This is a genomic window from Pyrococcus yayanosii CH1, assembly GCF_000215995.1.
In the GTDB taxonomy this organism is placed as follows: Archaea; Methanobacteriota_B; Thermococci; order Thermococcales; family Thermococcaceae; genus Pyrococcus; species Pyrococcus yayanosii.
On the sequence record NC_015680.1, the window covers coordinates 1,026,782 to 1,043,945 of the forward strand.

Here is a 17,164-nt window from a genome sequence, read left to right on the forward strand (position 1 = left end):
TGGATAAAATATCCATGTTCTTCAATCCAGCATCCCGAGGATCTTGTCAACCTCGTTGGCCACCTCGAGGTCGAATAGGTGTAGCGTCGGTAATGTCCAGTAGAGCCTGTAGTTATGTCTCTTGTCTTCCTCCCCGAAGTACTGGAATACGAACCTACCAAACCCTGTCATGTCTCGGTGAACATCCTTGACAGCCCTCAGAACCCTTCTAACCTTCGGCGGATACTCCTCGTAGGGAAGAGGTATAGCCTTTATGAAAACGTTATCCTTGTAGAAGTCCGTGGTAAGGCCAACGCTCCTCACGTGCTTGAGGAGCTGGTTGAACTTCTCTTTCTCCCAGAACCTTCTCAGGATTATTCTCGGATCTTCTTTGGCTAGTGGGAAACTTCTATCCTCCTCCTCGAGCCAGAAGACCAGATAAGGCTGACCCTTCTCTATGACTATCTTCGCCAGCAGACGGGCATTCTCGGGGATATCCCTCTGTGTTTCTTCGACATAGTACTCTTTCCCGCCGACGACATAGGTTTCTCCCTCCTGTTTCTCGCCAGCCCTGAAAACGAAGTAGGCTCTTTCCCCCTCAATTGTACCAAGATGCAGATCATAGCCCCAAGCCTTTAGGTCCCTGAATCGAAACCTCCTTTCGGCCGGGACGACACCCGGGTTCTCGATTATGTAGTAACCCTCCAGCATTTTTCTTCACCAATTGTTATTAAAACTTCAGAGCTTTTAAGCCTTGCGCCCGCTAGTCATATAAATCGGGAGACGAACCTCAAGATGGGATCGCGAGTGAACGCCGTGGTAGTGAGATACGGAGAGATTGGAACGAAGTCGAGACAGACGAGGAGCTGGTTCGAGAGAATACTCGTGAACAACATAAGGGAGGCCCTTATTAGTGAGGGAATAGGCTACAAGGAGATAGTCGCGAGGCACGGGAGAATAATCGTGAAGACCAACGAGGCCGAGAAAGCTACCGAAGTTCTGGCGCGGGTCTTCGGAATAGTCTCCCTCAGCCCCGCAATGGAAGTCGAGGCGAGCCTTGAAAAGATAAACAAAATAGCCCTGAGGCTCTTCCGGAGAACAAAGAGAAGCTTAAGCTTAGAGCGGCCAAGGTTCAGGGTGACCGCGAGGAGGATAACGAAGGAGCTTCCGCTGACAAGCGTGGAGTTGCAGGCAAAGGTGGGAGAATACATCTTAGAACATGAAGAGGCTGAGGTAGATTTGAGGAACTACGACATCGAGGTTGGCATCGAGGTCATGGAGGGAAAGGCGTACATATTCACGGAAAAAGTTAAGGGGTGGGGAGGGCTACCTCTAGGTACTCAGGGAAAGGTTGTCGTCCTCTTGAGCGGGCCCAACTCTGCCCTCGCGGCCTTTCTAATGATGAAGAGGGGAGTTGAGGTGATCCCCTTCCACGTGAAGGAAAGCGAAGAAGAGCTAGAGAACGTAAGAGTACTTTGGAGGAAGCTAAAACGCTATGCCTACGGGGGAAAGGGAGAGCTAGTCGTCGCGGAGGTTCCAAAGGAGAAGATGATAGAGAAGGCCGTTGAACTTGCTAAGGATTTTGGAGCAAAGGGTATCGTGAGTGGCCGTCGTGCGGAAAAACTTACGGAGGCTCTTGGCGACGCCCTCATAGAGGAGAACGCGAAGTGTCCTCTCCCGATTTATTATCCGCTCATAGCACTCCCTAAGGAATACCTAGAGGGTGTCAGAAAAAGGGCAGGGCTATGAGGCCTCTCCCTGCTCCTCGATGTTTATTCCCCCTCCCTCTTTTCCGTTGTTGAGCTCCCTAATCTCAAATAGCTTGAGTGGAACCTTCTTAAGGGCCTTCCCGACGACCGCCTTAGCTATCCTCTCGGCGTGCTCGAGGCTCTGAGCGTTGAACACCTTCAAGGTAAGGTATATACCCACGAGGCCAACGTCGCCGACCACGAAGGCACTCTCGAAGTGGGTCCCGCAGACAGGGCACCTAGAGTAGCCGAGCTCTATCCTCACAAAGTCCAGCTTCTCCCTGTTAAGGGCATTCATAACCTTGCTCACGGCGGCCTCTATCGCCTCCTCGACGCTTTTCACATCTCTCACTATTATTGGAGCCTCCAAAACTACCACATAGTCTCCCATAACTCCACCCCCTCACCCGAAGGCAAAAAGCCTCTCGTCCTCCCCCTTGAAAACACCGAGCCTCACACCAGCATCTATGAAGCCATGGGCGTAGTTTAGGGCAGCGAAAGCCGTCACATAATCACCCTTCTCATAGTAGTACTGGGCGTCGCGGAAGTAGCTTTCGGCCATCATTAAAAAGTCTTTCGCAACAGAATAGAGGTGGCTCTTTTCGTGAACGGCTATTTCCAGCTTTTCGAGGGCCTCCCTGGTCAGGCGGAAGTACTTCTTGAGCTTTTCCTCGCTGATAACGTTGGCCACATCGGCCAAGGTCTCCCGCCCCGCCCCCTATACCTCAGGGTTTTTTATAAACCTTAGCACAGAACTTACCGAAAAGCTTATAAAAGGACTAGGCCCCAATGGTTTCGGGTCTTGGGCCGGTAGCTTAGCCTGGTTAGAGCGGCGGACTCTTAATCCGCAGGTCGGGGGTTCAAATCCCCCCCGGCCCGCCAGCTTTTCTGGGTGATCTCATAGGCGGGTGGAGAAGGATGGACATTAAACTTCTCCCAGAAAAAGCCATTCTTGCAAACGGTAATCTAATTGTGGCAGATATCCATATAGGATTTGAGGAGGCTGCTGCAGCGGAAGGAAAATACATCCCGAAGCTTCTGAAGGAGGTAATATCTCAAATCCAAGCGATAATAGAGAGGGAAAGACCGAGAAGAGTAATAATAAACGGAGACCTAAAGCACTCTTTTGTTCCCCTGAAAAGGGAGTATGTAGAGGTAAAAACCTTCCTGGAAAATATAACTTCCTTAGTTAATGAAGTCATTGTTGTAAAGGGAAATCACGACGTGGGAATAAAATGGATCGAAAATATCGGGGCCGAAGTGCTAGATGCATTTGAAATTGGAAAGTGGAAAGTCGTTCATGGCCATAGATTGGAGGAAGGCGAAAGGTTCATAATCGGCCATGAACATCCAGCCATAAGGTTAAGGGACGAGGTTGGAGCAGTAATTAAGGTCCCAACATTCTTGATTGGAAAGGACATAATAGTACTGCCAGCTTTTAGCCCATGGGCCTATGGAAATGACATAACCGGCGAAATAATCTCCCCAATTTTGAGGACAAAAAACATTAATGAGCTGGAAGTTCACGTCCCTCTAGAAAATGAAATACTAAATTTTGGGAAACTTGGAAAGCTAATTGAAGCCCTAAGAAGGCTTTCCTCTATCTAGTTCTCTGATTAAGGCCATTATCTTCCGGTGCAAAGCCTTTATCAGCTCTCTCCTGTCTTCCATTAATATGACATCGCTCGCACCAACGACCTCTAAGTTAAACGCAAACGGACTAGGCAATGGATTCCTCCTGAATATAACCTTAATTTTTCCTTCTCTAATCCAGCCGAGAAACCTCTCGGCATTTTCTATATCCATTTTGTCCTCTAGTATCTCCCTGTAAACCTCCTTTAAAAGTGGAAAGTCCGGATAGCGCTCCTTCAGTATCTTGAGAAGGGAAACTGCCATTTGTTGTTGTCTTTCGAGCCTTTTACCTCTGCCGACATACCTCCTTAATATTAACAAACCCCTGTTCGCGACATGCCTGAAACGCCTCTTCAGAAGCTCCGTGTTTTCAAGGGCCCTCATTAGGACATCCCTAAGGTTTTTCACATTAAACAGCTCGAGTATTTCTCCCTCCTTAAGCCTCCTGTCCTTTGGAATCCTGAGCATAAAACCGTTATCCGTTATCGCAACGCCGACATTGCACTTCTTTTCCTTGCCTATCAGATAAGCGAACGCCCTGCTCAAGGCATCGTTTGCCCTCCTGCCTATCAGGGTGTGGAAGAAGTATTCGACGGTGTTTTCCCTCACAACTTCCTCAACCAAAATTGTCTCATCGTCAGGTATTATCGAGAACTTCTCCTGCTCCCTGAAGTATGCCAGTATTGCCCTCGCGGCCCTCTCGTCAATGCCGTATTTCCTCATGAGAATTTCCTTAGCTCTTTTGCTCCTAAGCAGACCCTTTACTTCCCTCCTGAACCTCTGCACGTCCAAAGCTAAATCAAAGCTCAAGGGCAACATCTCAGAAAACCAGGAGGGAATTGTAGGCTTTGCTCCCTCCCTTGGAATAACGTAGATTCTGTTCCCCCTGCTCTTTACGAACTCATAGGTTCTTCCAGCTAAGACGAATATATCACCGGGCATCAGCCTTTCAGCAAACTCCTCCTCCACCGTTCCAATGTACCTTTTGTCGAGGGTGAAAACATCTATCTTTGCCTCGTCTGGAATTGTTCCAACGTTCATATAGTAGATGGCCCTAGTCATCTTTCCTCTCTTTCCAAACTTTCCATCCTCTAGCCATATCTTTGCATAAACCTTTTTCTCCTCAAGGCCAGCATATTCGCCTGCCAGATATCTTAAAACGCTCATGAAGTCTTCAAATGGTAAATCCCTGTAAGGATATGCCCTCCTCACAACTTTGTATGCCTCCTCAACATCCCAGACTCTCTCAAGGGCCATGCCAAGGAGGTGCTGAGCTAAAACGTCAAGAGGGTTCTTCGGAATCTTCACCCTGTCGAGCCTTCTAATTCTCGCGTTGTGAGCCAAAACGGTTACCTCAACGAGGTCATCCCTGTCGAGGGCAAGGATTATCCCCCTACTGACCTCATGCAATCTATGCCCCGCTCTCCCTATCCTCTGCAGGGCCCTGTTCACGCTCTTCGGAGAACCTATCAAGACAACGAGGTCAATGCTCCCTATATCGATGCCAAGCTCAAGCGATGTTGAGCTGTTTTTCGAAATGAAACCTTCAACGACATAGTTTCCAGTTTCAGAGTTTATTATTCCATAGGCGATGTCCAGTTTTACGGGCCTAATTTCTATTATCCTGTCAAAGAAAATATCGCCCTCCGCAAGCTTTTTCAACTCTTCGAGTTCTCTTATCGTATTTGTATCCCCTTTTTCCTGTGCAATTCTTCTATAGATATCAATTAACTTTCTTAGGTTCTTGCGACTAATTTCCCTTGTTCCGAGTTCAACTTTAACCGGATTGTATCCCCCATTTTTCTGGAGAGAATACGAGCTCGTCTCAAGCCTTTCGCTGATCCTCAGGAGTTTCTTCTCGAGATTAGGTATAACATCCATATTTGAATATCCCTCAGGCTGAAATTCCTTAACTTTGAAGAGTTCCTCCCTCCATGGGTCAATCAGCCGAGAGAACTTCCTGAGGTAGTCCCCTCCAAGGATTGAGACGGTATATGAGATGCCCCTATGCTCTCTGCTACGAAGAGAAGAAACAATTCCAAGCTGGAGCAGAATATCCCTTATACCCCTAGCAAATTTCTCATTGAACGTTGTGAAGCCAGCTGAATAAATCCTGCCTCCCCTAACTTCGAGATACCCGTCTCCATCGAAGTAACCCGAAAGAAACTGGATCTTATGCTTTTCAGGGAGAACGTAGAGAATCTCTGGAAACTCTCTGAGCTTTGACTTTCTCCCTATACTCCCAACAAGCTTTTTAAATATCTCAAGGAGAATGGTGAAAGAAAGTTCAAGGACATAGGTACTTTCGTTATGTTTTCTTATTATGCCCTCAATTCCAAACTCTCGCTTTGCGAGTTCGCGATATCTTTTGAGCATATTTAGATCGCTTGAGAAGAGTGTAATCGCGCTTGATTTCCACGAACCGTCCGCGAGCCAAAAGCCAAGCAATCTTGCCATTCCGGGAGTAAACTTCAATGGGAGGTGACCCTTACCCTTACTTGAGGTTATCCTAATGATATCTTTCTCATTCAAGCTAATGTGAACATTTTCAAGAATGGCTTGAAGCTTTCCCCACCTAAACGGATAAGCACCTCTGAGCTGTTTGGAAAGATAGTCCCCGCTAATTCCAACCTCTCTGGCGAAAGATTTTATAGAGCCAAACTTTGCCCGAATGTTGGCCTTTAACTGTTTAAGGAACTCTTCAGTCAAGTAAAGATAAGCAGAATCCTGCGGAAGGATTTCAAGAATGGAAACTTCCCTGTTTGGGCTTGGTAACCTTCTCACAACCCCTATGTAATCACCCTCCTTCAGCCTTGAAGCATCAATCCATTCAAGTTCTCCCTCTTCGTTAATAATTAGGAACTTGTGTTCCTTTGTGACTTTAACACTGAACCCGAGCCTCGTTCTTATTTTGAGGCCATTATCCTTGTATTCAATCCTATATGGATAGTCAAACATCACAAAGGAACTTCTCCCATCCTTTACTCCCACTATTGCACCGCCTTCCTTAAGGATCTCTATCCTTTTGGGACCAGCTAATGTGAGAACCCTCGAATCTCCAGAAACACACACAACAGCCTTAAGCTCACCTCTCTTCAACCTCTCTTCAACGTCCAGTCTTACCTCTCTCGACAGAGAGGAGTGGTGGGTCTCTACGAGGTTCTCAAACTCCGGATAGCGCTTCTTAAGGTTATAGGCTACCCTCTCCGCACCGCTCCTCGTGTTCGTGAATATTAAGGTTGTTCTGTGCTTTCTTATGAGCTCCGCGAGTCGCTCATAGAGAGCCTCGCTGAGAGCTTCCGCCGGCGTATATACTAAATCTTCAACCACACTCTCGACCTTTATCTCGGTCTTCTTCGCAAAGCTCACATCCACTATTAGCCCCGGCCTTGGATTTCCGTTCTCATCAAATCCAAAAACGAACTTCGCTATCTCCTCAAGAGGGTGAATTGTTGCGCTAAGCCCTATCCTCACAAAGTCCCTTCCCGTCAATTCCCTGAGCCTCTCAAGGCTTAGGGCCAGGTGAGAACCCCTCTTATTCTCAGCCAAGGCGTGGACTTCATCAACTATGACATACTTCACCGTTTTGAGTTTTTCCCTGAACTTAGGCGCGTTGAGGGCTATGGCAAGGCTCTCTGGGGTTGTTATAAGTATGTGCGGAGGCTTTTTCAGCATCTTGCTCTTCTCGTAGCTTGAAGTATCGCTCGTCCTTATGGCTATCCTTATGTCTGGAAGCTTGTAGCCGAGCTCCTTTGCAACCTCCCTTATCTCCCTTAATGGTTCTTCAAGGTTCCTCTTTATGTCGTTGTTGAGAGCCCTGAGAGGAGAAACGTAGAGAACGTAGATTTTATCCTCAAGCCTTTCCTCCTTTCCTAGGAGAATGAGCTCGTTTATAGCGGCAAGAAAAGCGGAGAGAGTTTTTCCAGAACCCGTCGGAGAAGAAATCAGCACGTTCTCCCCTTTATGTATTTCAATGACCGCATACCTCTGGGGAGGGGTAAAGGTGCCAAACTTCCTTCTAAACCACTCCCTAACCGGCTCCTCAAGGATTGAAAATATCTCTTCGTCGCTGTATTCTCTCTTGGCCCACCTTATCATCGTCTATCCTGATGGATAGTCCCTTGAAAAAGGTTTTTCTAGACCGAAAAGTTTTTAAATCAAACCTTGGGACTATCGATCGGTACGGCGGCCATAGCGGGGGGGCCACACCCGGTCTCGTTTCGAACCCGGAAGTTAAGCCCCCCAGCGATCCCGGTTGTACTGCCCTCCGAGAGGGGGCGGGAAGCCGGGGACGCCGCCGGCCACTATCTTCTACTTCCAACGTAAAGCTTAAGGGGACAAGTATTTTTAATTTCTCGTCAAGGTGAAAGCAATGACCCTCTTTTCCTTCCGCCCAGACAAGAGGAAAATAAAGAAGATGCTCGAAGAAAACAAAGTTAACGAAGTGATAGAAAAGGCCGTGAAGGACAAGAAGATCCTTGACATCCTCTTCGAGCTTCTCGACGATGAGAACCCTGGAACTGCCGGCGATGCAATTCTCGTTTTGACAACTATAATCAGTGAGAAGCCCGAAGTTATAGGGAAAGTGCTCACGGAGGAAAAGGCCCTTAGGGTTTTGAAGCTGATCTCCGCGAGAAATCCCTACGTTAGAGAAGGAGCTATGGTATTCACGATGAATGCCATCAGGAAGTATAGGCCGGTCTATGAGGGCATGAGGGACAAAATCGTGGCCGAGATCGGAAAGCTCCTTGAGGAGGGCGATAAGAATCAGAGAGGCTTCGCCATACTGCTTGCCAAGGAGCTAAAGCTTGGAGAGCTTAAGGATAAGGTTGAGGCGCTCGTAGACGTCAAGGACAAGGTCATGCTCCCATTTGAGGGCTATAAATGGGTTCCCCTCGGTCAGATAGCGGAGAAGGCCCTTAAGGAGCTATAAGAGATCCGAGAAGAGAAGGTCTTCCTTTTTCCCTCCTGCCCTCTCAAACACCTTAATGCTCCAACTCAAAGCCCCAACGTCCTCGGGCCTGTGAGCATCGCTCGCGAAGGTCAGCTTAACGCCTCTCCGCACGCAGAGCTTAATAAACTCTTGCTCTGGAACCCTGTAGCGTGAGCTTATCTCAAAGGCCTTTCCGTAGGCCTCTGCCAGCTCGACTATCTCCAGAAGTTCCTCCTGACTCGGGTAGCCTATCCATGGGAAGATGTTGCCAAAGTGGCCGATTACGTCCACGTTCTTATCCATCAGGGCAAGCTTGATGCGCTCCAGATACCTATGAACTTCCCCTACCCCGAACCAGTCATGAACGCTCGCTATGACGTAGTCAAGCTTCTCCGTGAAATCGTCCGTGATGTCCGGCCCGGAATCAAGTATATTAGCCTCAACCCCAACTAGGACTATAACCTCGCTCTCTTCGGCCGCCCTTCTGACCTCGGCAACGTATGAGCGAAAGGTCGCAGGCGTGAGGTAGTGAATGTGATCGCTTATTCCCACCAATCTCAGGCCCCTCGCCTCCGCCCACGAGACGTTGTCTATTATGAGACCCACCCCATCTGAGTACCTAGTGTGCGTGTGAAGGTCCATCATGGGGGGCAAGTTGTGGGTAAACTTTAAAACTCCTCCGCCCCAGGGGAGATTGGATTACGATAACGGGGGGATGAAGATGGGGAAGATTAGGCAGGGATTCATTAAGAGGGTCGCGAGGGAGCTCGTGAATCGTTATCCAGATGAGTTCACCACAGATTTCGAGCACAACAAGAAGAAGGTGCAAGAACTTACTAATGTGACTAGCAAGACCATAAGGAACAGGATAGCGGGCTACGTGACGAAGCTCGTCAGAATGAAGCAGGAGGGCAAGATTCTCTGAAAAATTTTTAAGAGCTCAGAGGGTCTTGAGGTGTTCAGCGTAGGCGTTTGCATCCATTAGCTCCTTCAATTCTTCTTCAAGGTTGCTTGGCTTTATCTTTGCTATCCAGGCTCCGTAGGGGTCTTCGTTTATCTTCTCGGGGCTGTCGTTCAGCTCCTCGTTGACCTCTATGATCTCGCCGCTGATAGGAGCATAAACTTCCGTGACAGCCTTGACGCTCTCCACCTCACAGAGAACATCGCCCTTCTCCACCGTTTTCCCGACCTCAGGCAGCTCTACGTAGGCTATGTCTCCAAGCTCTTTCTGAGCGTAGTCGGTTATCCCAACGAGGACCGTTCCGTCCTCAAGGACCTGAGCCCATTCGTGATCCTTCGTGTAGTAGAGGCCCTCCTTAACCTTGTACTCCCCGACCTCTATCATGAGAACCACCGGACGAATTTTACGATTGTGAAATTTAAAGCTTTTGTATGCAGTGACCTTACCTCCAGCCATGAAAGTGGTGTGGGAAAAGGAAATCCCCGCCGAAAGTGTCATCATCTCACCGAGACCCGTGTGGAAGTGCAGAACGTGCCCCATGTTCGGCAAGCGGCCAAGCTGCCCTCCCCATGTTCCTGAGTGGAGAGAAACTAGAGAGCTCCTCCGCCACTACAGGAAGGTCCTCCTTATCAAGTTCGAGATCGAAATGAAAGACTTTGAGAACGAGAAGAGAAAAGTGCTTACCTGGTTGCTGAAAAAAGAAAGAGAGTTCTTCAGGCAGGGGAAAATCTATGCTCTCGCCCTCTTTCCCGGCAACTGTAACCTATGCGACGACTGTCCTTTCGAAAAAGGTAAAAGCTGCAAGATGCCCACGGAGGTGAGGCCAAGCATAGATGCCATCGGCATTGAGCTGGGCTCTCTCGTAGAACTGAATTTCTCCGAAAGCGTTTTGTACGGTATGATTTTGATTGAGTGAAATTCGAAAGCTTTAAATATTTTCACTTAGGAACTAATTACTTGGTGCACGGGAAAATGACGCTGAAAGACGCGAAATTGTACGGTGGTATAGGAGCAATATTAGGACTTATTGGTGGCCTAGTGCCAAGGATAGGCTTTGTGCTGTCGCTGGCAGGCTTAGTGCTTATCTTCATGGCCGTGAAAAAAATAAGCGACGAAACGGGTGATAAGGACATATTCGATGATTTTCTTAAGGCTTTCATAATCCAGATCGGTGGTATCGTGTTGGCGGCAATTATTGCCATCGCAACCGTGGGAGCCTTTATACTAGGGGCAGGTATAGAGGGCATGATGAGAGAGGCCCGTAATATAGCGGCAATACTCGGCGGTGTCCTAATAGCTTTAGTGATTCTCTGGATAGCCCTAGTCATAGCAACCTATTTCAGGAAGCGTAGCTACGAGAGGATAGCGGAGCGCACAGGCACGGATCTCTTTCGGACAACGGGTCTACTATATTTCATAGGGGCAATAACTATGGTAGTGCTCGTTGGGCTCCTTGTGATATTCGTCGCCGCCATCTTAGAGATAGTATCGTTCTTCTCCCTGCCTGATGAGCTGGAGCGGCCGGAGGAGACTACAGCGATGGTCTACTGAAGCTATGATTCCCTGTACTTCCTAAGCTCCTCCTCGATTTTCTTCTTCGCAAGTTCCTCTGCCATAGGTCGCAGTATCTCGATTATCCTCTTCCTTACTTCCTCAACACCGATGCCCTTGGTGGCGGCCACCCTTATTGGTTCCAGCTCCCTTGCCCTGACGAATTCTTCCACCCTTTTAATTTGGGCCTCGCTTGCAACGTCCACTTTGTTCAGCACAACTATGAATGGGAACTCTCTAAACTCGCCGTGAATCTCCTCGAACAAGTGCATCTGCTCCTCTATTGGGAAGCCACAGTACTCGCTTGGGTCAAAGACGTAGACTATAACCTTCCCAAGGTGCTTGAGAGCGAGTATTGCCTGCTTCTCTATCTCGTTCCTCTCACTCAGGGGTCTGTCAAGTAGACCAGGAGTGTCTATAACTTGATACCTGAAGTAGCCGTCCTCGAACTGGCCGACGTTTATCCCCCTCGTCGTGAAAGGATAACTCGCTATTTCTGGCTTCGCAGTCGTCAGGGCCTTCAAAAGCGTGCTCTTGCCAACGTTTGGATGCCCAGCTATCACGATTGTCGGAACATCAAGATCCACTACCGGCAGGTCCTTCAAAACCTCTCTTGCCTTGTTCAGGTACCTCAGGCGGTCATCTATGTCTCTCAGCACGCTCGCGACCCTGCCGTAAAACTGCCTCCTAAGCTGAGCCATCTCATCTGGATCCTTAGAATAGCGTATTCGCTCCACGTACCTCTCTTCGAGCGTCCTCACCATTCTTATGGCCCAGTCTATCCCGGCCATGGCCTTGTGGAAGGTGTCCCTGTCCACGAGCACATCCACGAGCTCCTGATAGAATGGGGGAAGCGTTGAGAGACCTGGCGTTCTTTCCAGGACTTTCCTGAGGTTGTCCCTGATAACGTTGCTCACAGTCCTTACCCTAAGCTCCTCTCTCTGCCTCGCCTTCTTAACCCTGTCCCCCCGCGGTTTAAAGGCTGATGCAGCCCGTTCGGCCCGCCTGAAGGCCTTATCGATGAGCTCATCAGCGGTAAGGACCGTGGGCATCCTCTCAAAGGGATTCCTCATACCTCTCACCCTCAAGAGATTTAGTTCCAGCTTTTAAATCCTTGTTCAAATTAGCTTCCATTCTTTCCTCTTCATAAAGGCTATCCCAAGGAAAATAGTAAGGGCGTAGATGTACCTCCACCAATCCCTCTCCCTCCGAGCCCTGTACACGGTGACCAGCCTCACCTCCTCCCCCGTCAACTCGTAGATCCTGACCTCCTCTATTTCCGCATACTTCCCCATAGTATTTATGAAATCTTCAAAAGGAACAGATTTCGAGCCCCAGTCGAAGACCCAGAGGGTGCCGTTGTAATAGATGGCCATGGCCGCATGCCCGCCGGTCTCGTCACCCCTGAACACCGTGTGGACTATATAAACCGGGGAAACGTTGTTGTGCAAGAGGACAGATGCTCCAAGGATTGCGAAGTCGCTACATACTCCCATGTTTCTCCTCAGGGTCTCTTCCGGAGTCTGAATGTAGGGCTCCGAGAACTTCAGCCTCCTCATATCGTAGGGAATTCTCGAGATAATAGCCTGAATCCTCCGGCTAGCTTCAAAAGGGTCGCTCGTCCCAAGGTTAAAATAAACTTCTCCAATGCCCTCTTTTATTACGCAGACCATGGCAGCCCTGAAATCGTAGAGCCATGAGAGCCTATAGGAGCAGAGATGTGTGCTGAACGTAACGGGCTCGTTCGGGTGTGCTATTGTGTAGGAGGTATTGAAACTCCAAAGGCTAGATATTATTGCAGGAAAGAGGAAGAAGACTATGAAAAGAAAAGCTACGAGCTTTGAATCCACGAGCCTGAAAGGTCTGCCCCGAATTTTGAAATAACGGAATTGAGGAGGGACAATACACTCCTCTATCTGGGCTCCATATCTCCACAAAATCATGAGGAGGACGTTCCTCTTTTCCCTGCTCACCCTCAGTCTCGCGACCTTATCAACGAGCTTGAGATATTCCTCGAAGGCCCGATTGGGAGGAAGATCAGCCAACCTCCTGACGTCATCCCCGAGGCCGGGAAGCTCAGCATCTAGGGCCTTGGCACACTCAAGGAAAAGCTTCCTAACATCCGCCATTATTCCCAGGTAGGCCCCGAGATTTAAATCGATTTGGGAAAACATTTAACGGGGAAGTACAAACTATACCCCGAGGTGGCCCACATGATTGGAGCCTCAAAGAGGGCCCTCAGCGTTGAGTACGCAATAAGGGACGTAGTTTTACCCGCAAGGGAGCTTGAGAAGAAGGGTATAAGGGTAATAAGGCTTAACATAGGGGACCCCGTCAAGTTCGACTTCCAGCCCCCGGAGCACATGAAGGAGGCCTACTGCAGGGCGATAAAAGAGGGCCATAATTACTATGGGGACAGCGAGGGACTTCTCGAGCTGAGGGAGGCCATAGTTGAGAGGGAAAAGAGGAAGAACGGCGTGGACATAACGCCCGACGATGTCCGCATTACCGCTGCCGTTACGGAGGCTCTCCAGCTGATATTCGGGGCCCTTCTTGATCCCGGGGACGAGGTTCTGATACCAGGCCCAAGCTACCCGCCCTACACGGGACTCGTGAAGTTCCTCGGTGGCAAGCCTGTCGAGTACAAGACGATTGAGGAGGAAGGCTGGAGACCCGACATAGATGACATGAGGAAGAAGATAACGGAAAAAACTAAGGCGATAGCTGTCATAAACCCCAACAACCCCACGGGAGCCCTCTATGACAAGGGAACGCTGAGAGAGATACTCGACCTCGCAGGAGAATACGGAATACCCGTCATAAGCGATGAGATCTACGATCTCATGACCTATGAGGGAGAGCACATCTCACCCGGCTCGCTCACGAAGGATGTCCCTGTCATAGTTATGAATGGCCTCTCCAAGGTCTATTTCGCGACGGGTTGGCGTCTAGGCTACATGTATTTCGTCGATCCCGAGGGTCAGCTCGCCGAGGTTAGAGAAGCCATAGACAGGCTCACCAGGATAAGGCTATGTCCCAACACACCGGCCCAGTTCGCGGCCATTGCCGGTCTCAGGGGACCCATGGACTACCTCAAGGAATACATGAAGAAGCTGAAGGAGAGAAGGGACTACATCTACAAGAGGCTCAGCGAGATGCCCGGGATAAGCGTCGTCAAGCCACAGGGGGCCTTCTACATCTTCCCGAAGATTGAGGGGGGACCGTGGAAGGACGATAAGGAATTCGTTCTCGACGTCCTACACACCGCTCACGTCCTTCTCGTGCACGGTTCAGGCTTCGGCGAATACGGAAGGGGCCACTTCAGGGCAGTCTTCCTGCCGCCCGTGGAGATCCTCGAAGAGGCTATGGACAGGCTGGAGAAGTTCATGAGAGAACGCCTCTCCTGACCTTTCATTTTTAGAGAATTCATGCTTATATGCCGTCCCTACAATGGTTTAAGGCTCTTCTGGAATTGGAGGCTCATAAGGGAGGGCAGGCTCGAGAATGGCTTAAAGGTTCTGCTTCCACTTAAGCGGAATAAAAGGATGGAGCCGGGACCGGGATTCGAACCCGGGTGGAGGGGATCTGCAGTCCCCCGCCTGGCCTCTAGGCTATCCCGGCATAGAATGTGGCGCCGCGGCGGGGATTTGAACCCCGGAGGGCAACGCCCACCGGCTTAGCAGGCCGGCGCCCTACCAGGCTAGGCTACCGCGGCGCCGCCCGGTTTACACTACGGAGGGGATGTATATTTAAAGTTTTTGATGGAGGTATGGAAAAGGTCACCAGCTAGCTTCGTGGATAAGCTTCCCCTCAGCGAAAACGTGCGTGGGATAGTTTTCAAGGTTGAAAGGATCACCATTCCAGACTACCAGAGAGGCCCACTTGCCGGGCTCGATGCTCCCGAGCTTATCGTCAACGCCAAGGATTTTCGCGTTGTTGTATGTGATGACCTTTATCGCTTCGGCCTTGCTCATCCCAAGGCGTATGAAGTGCCTGAGCTGAAGGTAAAGGTTGGCCTGCAAGGTGACCGGGTGGTCGCTCATAAGGCCGAAGAACGGTTTGACCTCGAGCAGGTAGCGGGCGTTCTTCCAGTCCTCGTGCTTCAGCTCGACCTTGTAGGGAAGGCTGTCAAAGGGACCGTAGATTATGGGAGCCCCCTCCCTCTTTATCTTCTCGAAGGTCTCCCTGCTGTGGACGTCGCCAGCGTGCTCGATTGTAATCTTTAGCCCGAACTTGCGCTTTATCATTAGGAGGGCCGCTATGTCGTCCTCCTTATGCACGTGGACCCTCAGTGGCATCTCTCCCTTCAGAACGGGAATTAGGGCCTCGACCGTCGGCTCGACCTCTTCAGGTTCCTTCTTACCCTTCTCGAGCAGGGCTATAGTCTTTTGCGTTTTAATCAGCCAGCTTAGGAGTATTCCCACCGCGCCCATCCTCGTGCTTGGCCTTGTTCCCTTCCAGTTCGTCGTCGAGCGCGGGTTGTAGCCGAAGGCCGCCTTGACGCCCGCATATTTTATGAAGGCCTCTTCTATGTCGCGGCCGTAGTTCTTGATGAAGACTGCCTTCCCCCCGATGACATTGCCGCTTCCCGGAAGCACGGACGAGTAGAGGACACCGAATTCTATGGAGTGCTTGAAGGCCTTGTCGTCCATGTAGATGGAGTAGAGGGCATCGACGAGCGGTAGAACGGAATCCATCTGCTCATTAGCTTCTCCCTCCTGGTAAGGCTCACCATAGCGATCCATGCCTATGTGGCTGTGGCCGTCTATGAAGGCAGGGGTTACAACGCCCTCCGCTATCACCTCGGCCTCCTTTGGCCTCTCCTTCGCTATTTCAACGATTTCCTTATCGAAGATAATGTAAACATCCTTCAAGACATTGCCAAGGCCGTCATAGAGGAGCGTCGCCTTAACGGCCTTCACGAGCACCACCAAGTGTATAAGGACGCTGGCGGGCTTAAATATTTCTCCACCATTATAATGTTTTGGCAGCATCCTCTGAATTCGATACCGTTTGGAGGTGTCAAAAGTGAAAGTTAAACTTACCGAGGAGCAGAGGAAGAGGCTGAAGGAAGGTGCGCTGCTCTACCACAAGAACAACTTCCCAGGCAACGGCAAAATCGAGGTCATTCCAAAGATCAGGCTCAAGGACTTCTATGACTTAAGTTTAGCATACACTCCCGGCGTAGCGGAGCCCTGCAAGGCCATAGCGAGTGGGGAAAGTCCCGACGATTACACGGTAATTCCCAACACTGTTGCCGTCATCACAGACGGCTCTGCCATTCTCGGCCTCGGAGACATTGGAGTACTGGCAGGAATGCCCGTTATGGAAGGGAAGTGCGTCCTATTCAAGTCTTTGGCTGGGGTTGATGCCTTCCCGATTCTGATTGATTCTAAGGATGTTGACGAGATAGTCAGAACTGTCAAGCTTATCTCAAAGGGCTTTGGTGGAATAAACCTCGAGGACATCAGCGCGCCGAGGTGCTTCGTCATTGAGGAGCGTCTCAAGAGGGAGCTCGATATCCCAGTCTTTCACGATGACCAGCATGGGACTGCCATTGTAACTTTGGCTGGTCTCATCAACGCCTTGAAGATCGTTGGTAAGAAGTTCAGCGAAATAAAGGTCGCCATAAGCGGCGCTGGCGCGGCGGGGATAGCTATAGCGAAGCTTCTTCATCACGTTGGGGTTAGAGAAATCCTCGTCGTTGACAGGAGCGGAATAATCTATGAGGGAAGGAAGGAGAACATGAATCCTTACAAGGAAGAGGTGGCGAAATTCAACATCCATAACGTCGAAGGTGACCTAGCAAAGGCCATGGAAGGTGCGGACGTTTTCATCGGCGTCAGTGTTGGCGGCATCGTTACAAAGCAGATGGTAGCGAAGATGGCCGACGATGCGATAGTCTTCGCGATGGCAAATCCAATCCCTGAGATAATGCCCGAGGATGCTAAAGAAGCTGGAGCAAGGATAGTGGCAACGGGTAGGAGTGACTATCCAAACCAGATAAATAACGTCCTCGGCTTCCCGGGGATATTCAGAGGAGCTTTAGATGTTAGGGCGAGGGGCATAACGCTGAACATGAACATAGCCGCGGCCAAGGCAATAGCGAGTTGCGTAGGGGAGGATGAGCTGAGCGAGGATTACATAATTCCAACACCACTTCACCCGGACGTTTACCCGAAGGAAGCCAGAGCAGTCGCGGAACAGGCAATTAAAGACGGTGTCGCGAGGAGAAAGGTCAGCGGTAAGTGGGTTGAAGAACACACAAGGAAGCTCAGGGAGTTCTATCAGAAGGTGATAGCTCCAATCAACGAAGAACGGAGGAAATGGAGCTCCATGCCATGAAAGGAAAGCCGTAAG

17 protein-coding genes, 3 tRNA genes and 1 rRNA gene are annotated in these 17,164 nt (G+C 49.9%); 10 read left to right on the plus strand and 11 right to left on the minus strand.

The genetic code is table 11. From position 1 onward, the window contains the following. Positions 1–21: 21 nt before the first annotated feature. Positions 22–690 carry a TIGR00703 family protein gene (locus PYCH_RS05705; protein WP_013905904.1) on the minus strand — a complete coding sequence of 223 codons (669 nt, stop codon included), beginning with the start codon at positions 688–690 and terminating at the stop codon, positions 22–24. Positions 691–786: 96 nt separating this feature from the next. Here PYCH_RS05705 and PYCH_RS05710 point away from each other — a divergent pair, with 96 nt between their 5' ends. Continuing rightward, complete coding sequence (locus PYCH_RS05710) at positions 787–1,728, plus strand: tRNA 4-thiouridine(8) synthase ThiI (RefSeq protein WP_013905905.1); 942 nt, start codon at positions 787–789, stop codon at positions 1,726–1,728. Here the strand turns inward: PYCH_RS05710 and PYCH_RS05715 are convergent. Further along, positions 1,723–2,118: a DUF555 domain-containing protein gene (locus PYCH_RS05715; protein WP_013905906.1), complete on the minus strand. Its 396-nt coding sequence runs from the start codon at positions 2,116–2,118 to the stop codon at positions 1,723–1,725. The two genes, PYCH_RS05710 and PYCH_RS05715, sit on opposite strands and share 6 nt — an antisense overlap. A 12-nt stretch (positions 2,119–2,130) precedes the next feature. Next, entirely contained in the window at positions 2,131–2,418 is a 288-nt protein-coding gene (locus PYCH_RS05720; RefSeq protein WP_013905907.1) for a DUF357 domain-containing protein, read from the minus strand. Between the two features lie 113 nt (positions 2,419–2,531). Between PYCH_RS05720 and PYCH_RS05725 the strand changes: the two genes are divergently transcribed. Together PYCH_RS05725 and PYCH_RS05730 are read left to right on the plus strand one after the other, a co-directional pair. Continuing rightward, positions 2,532–2,609: transfer RNA gene (locus tag PYCH_RS05725), tRNA-Lys, on the plus strand. Positions 2,610–2,645: 36 nt separating this feature from the next. Beyond that, a complete protein-coding gene (locus PYCH_RS05730; protein ID WP_013905908.1) occupies positions 2,646–3,335 on the plus strand; it encodes a metallophosphoesterase in 690 nt (229 codons plus the stop codon). Here the strand turns inward: PYCH_RS05730 and PYCH_RS05735 are convergent. Then, complete coding sequence (locus PYCH_RS05735; protein ID WP_013905909.1) at positions 3,312–7,457, minus strand: DEAD/DEAH box helicase; 4,146 nt, start codon at positions 7,455–7,457, stop codon at positions 3,312–3,314. The two genes, PYCH_RS05730 and PYCH_RS05735, sit on opposite strands and share 24 nt — an antisense overlap. Before the next feature lie 83 nt (positions 7,458–7,540). Here PYCH_RS05735 and rrf point away from each other — a divergent pair. After that, positions 7,541–7,662, plus strand: a 5S ribosomal RNA gene (rrf, locus tag PYCH_RS05740). Positions 7,663–7,731: 69 nt separating this feature from the next. Next, positions 7,732–8,292 (plus strand): hypothetical protein, encoded by a 561-nt coding sequence (locus PYCH_RS05745; RefSeq protein ID WP_013905910.1) that lies wholly within the window; start codon positions 7,732–7,734, stop codon positions 8,290–8,292. On the opposite strand, the gene PYCH_RS05750 is transcribed toward PYCH_RS05745, so the two are convergent. Next, complete coding sequence (locus tag PYCH_RS05750) at positions 8,287–8,934, minus strand: PHP domain-containing protein (RefSeq protein WP_083817013.1); 648 nt, start codon at positions 8,932–8,934, stop codon at positions 8,287–8,289. The two genes, PYCH_RS05745 and PYCH_RS05750, sit on opposite strands and share 6 nt — an antisense overlap. Before the next feature lie 79 nt (positions 8,935–9,013). On the opposite strand from PYCH_RS05750, the gene PYCH_RS05755 reads away from it, so the two are divergent. After that, positions 9,014–9,217, plus strand: coding sequence for a 30S ribosomal protein S17e (locus PYCH_RS05755; protein WP_013905912.1), 204 nt, complete (start codon positions 9,014–9,016; stop codon positions 9,215–9,217). A gap of 15 nt (positions 9,218–9,232) precedes the next feature. On the opposite strand, the gene gcvH is transcribed toward PYCH_RS05755, so the two are convergent. Further along, positions 9,233–9,637 carry a glycine cleavage system protein GcvH gene (gene gcvH / locus PYCH_RS05760; RefSeq protein ID WP_048058231.1) on the minus strand — a complete coding sequence of 135 codons (405 nt, stop codon included), beginning with the start codon at positions 9,635–9,637 and terminating at the stop codon, positions 9,233–9,235. 70 nt (positions 9,638–9,707) lie between these two features. On the opposite strand from gcvH, the gene PYCH_RS05765 reads away from it, so the two are divergent. After that, the gene (locus tag PYCH_RS05765; protein ID WP_048058232.1) at positions 9,708–10,169 is read left to right on the plus strand and encodes a DUF2284 domain-containing protein; all 462 of its coding nucleotides are present in this window, start codon (positions 9,708–9,710) and stop codon (positions 10,167–10,169) included. Positions 10,170–10,213: 44 nt separating this feature from the next. Beyond that, positions 10,214–10,804 carry a DUF996 domain-containing protein gene (locus PYCH_RS05770; protein WP_308700751.1) on the plus strand — a complete coding sequence of 197 codons (591 nt, stop codon included), beginning with the start codon at positions 10,214–10,216 and terminating at the stop codon, positions 10,802–10,804. Positions 10,805–10,806: 2 nt separating this feature from the next. Here PYCH_RS05770 and PYCH_RS05775 read toward each other — a convergent pair whose 3' ends face one another. Both PYCH_RS05775 and PYCH_RS05780 read right to left on the minus strand, forming a co-directional pair. Then, positions 10,807–11,877: an NOG1 family protein gene (locus tag PYCH_RS05775; protein WP_013905916.1), complete on the minus strand. Its 1,071-nt coding sequence runs from the start codon at positions 11,875–11,877 to the stop codon at positions 10,807–10,809. Positions 11,878–11,922: 45 nt separating this feature from the next. Then, a complete protein-coding gene (locus tag PYCH_RS05780) occupies positions 11,923–12,933 on the minus strand; it encodes a transglutaminase-like domain-containing protein (protein ID WP_048058382.1) in 1,011 nt (336 codons plus the stop codon). A gap of 84 nt (positions 12,934–13,017) precedes the next feature. Between PYCH_RS05780 and PYCH_RS05785 the strand changes: the two genes are divergently transcribed. Further along, entirely contained in the window at positions 13,018–14,211 is a 1,194-nt protein-coding gene (locus tag PYCH_RS05785) for a pyridoxal phosphate-dependent aminotransferase (protein WP_013905918.1), read from the plus strand. 139 nt (positions 14,212–14,350) lie between these two features. On the opposite strand, the gene PYCH_RS05790 is transcribed toward PYCH_RS05785, so the two are convergent. From PYCH_RS05790 to PYCH_RS05800, 3 genes are all read right to left on the minus strand, one after another. Continuing rightward, a tRNA-Cys gene (locus tag PYCH_RS05790) sits at positions 14,351–14,425 on the minus strand. Between the two features lie 8 nt (positions 14,426–14,433). Then, positions 14,434–14,519, minus strand: a tRNA-Ser gene (locus PYCH_RS05795). A gap of 64 nt (positions 14,520–14,583) precedes the next feature. Beyond that, positions 14,584–15,726: an amidohydrolase gene (locus PYCH_RS05800; protein WP_048058233.1), complete on the minus strand. Its 1,143-nt coding sequence runs from the start codon at positions 15,724–15,726 to the stop codon at positions 14,584–14,586. Positions 15,727–15,832: 106 nt separating this feature from the next. Here PYCH_RS05800 and PYCH_RS05805 point away from each other — a divergent pair, with 106 nt between their 5' ends. Next, positions 15,833–17,149 carry an NAD(P)-dependent malic enzyme gene (locus tag PYCH_RS05805; RefSeq protein ID WP_013905920.1) on the plus strand — a complete coding sequence of 439 codons (1,317 nt, stop codon included), beginning with the start codon at positions 15,833–15,835 and terminating at the stop codon, positions 17,147–17,149. Positions 17,150–17,164 lie beyond the last annotated feature (15 nt).